A 1,141-nucleotide genomic window follows, 5' to 3' on the forward strand; every position below is an offset into this window, starting at 1 on the left:
AAGATTGCCCATGAGCCTGTACAGCAGGCGATGAACCGCCTCAAGGAACTGAGCGCCGATGAGGAAGCCCGCCGTCTGGCCTTCGTGCGCGAACGTGCCCTCCGGGATGAGGTGTCGCTGTTGAATGAGGCGAAGCGGGAAGGCCTTGAGGAAGGACGTGAGGAAGGACGCCACGCCGGTTTGGAGGGGTTGCTTCGCACCCAGTTGGCATTCAAATTCGGCGAACTTCCAAGCTGGGTGGATGAGCGACTTTCATCCGCATCCGATGAGCAATTGGGCGTCTGGGGTACCCGGCTGCTCACAGCCAACACCCTGGATGAATTGTTCAAGGGGTAGGGGCAGGAGCCCGTCAAGCCCACCCTGATTGGGTGACACTCCTTCACACCCCCAGCTCCGCCACCTGCCTCTGCGAAATCAGATGCCCCCGGGCCGCCGCCCGGGTGATCCACGATAGCCCCAGCGACTCATCGGCCTCCACACCCTCGCCGCAGATGTAGCAACGCCCGAGCCAGTGCATGGCGTCCGGGTCTTCCCGTTTCGCGGCCTGCTCCAGCCAGTGGATAGCCCGCTCCGGCTGGCCGGCCTGCAACAACATCAGGCCCAGCTCTCCTTGCGCCATGGGCTCGCCGATGTCTGCCCAATGGGTGAGATCCATGTCCTCTTCGGTCAACGACACATGGGCAAGGCATGGGCAAGGGACAGGCACTCTTGACTGGTTTGGCAAATGGGGCACGAGGTCAGCCGCGTAAGTGCCGTCCCGTTGACGACCCGATGCAATTGAATTAATTTACAGCATTCGTTTATCGATCCACAAGAACGGGTAACCCAGGACCTTGCCTCGCTCGGCTCTCGTTCGCACCAATGAGCCTCCCAGGAATCAGTGGGGCTTTCGTGCCTTCCTCGGCGGTCAGGTTCACCTGAACATGGAGAAGCACATCCTGGAGCGGGCCGCATGAACCAACTGCTCGACCCCACCAATGACTATGTTTTCAAGCGCCTGTTGAGCGAGGCCCCGGACCTGTTGGTGGCCCTGATCAATGATCTGCGTGCGTATTCCGGAGCAAGGTTGCCACTGATTCCACGGCAAGCCTGCCACCCATTCCAGGGGAAAGCTGCCACTGATTCCACGGCAAGGCTGCCA

The 1,141-nt window shown here is 60.7% G+C and carries 1 protein-coding gene and 2 pseudogenes; 2 read left to right on the top strand and 1 reads right to left on the bottom strand.

Features of this window, described 5'->3' with window-relative positions:
* Positions 1–336 (top strand): annotated as a pseudogene (locus BMY52_RS15300) (Rpn family recombination-promoting nuclease/putative transposase); the annotation flags it as partial.
* Between the two features lie 43 nt (positions 337–379).
* Here BMY52_RS15300 and BMY52_RS15015 read toward each other — a convergent pair.
* Positions 380–655, bottom strand: a complete 276-nt coding sequence (locus BMY52_RS15015; RefSeq protein ID WP_143050516.1) for a tetratricopeptide repeat protein — start codon at positions 653–655, stop codon at positions 380–382.
* Positions 656–952: 297 nt separating this feature from the next.
* Here BMY52_RS15015 and BMY52_RS15305 point away from each other — a divergent pair.
* Positions 953–1,141: pseudogene (locus BMY52_RS15305) on the top strand (hypothetical protein); the annotation flags it as partial.

It is taken from the genome of Ectothiorhodospira marina (assembly GCF_900109495.1).
Lineage (GTDB): Bacteria > Pseudomonadota > Gammaproteobacteria > Ectothiorhodospirales > Ectothiorhodospiraceae > Ectothiorhodospira > Ectothiorhodospira marina.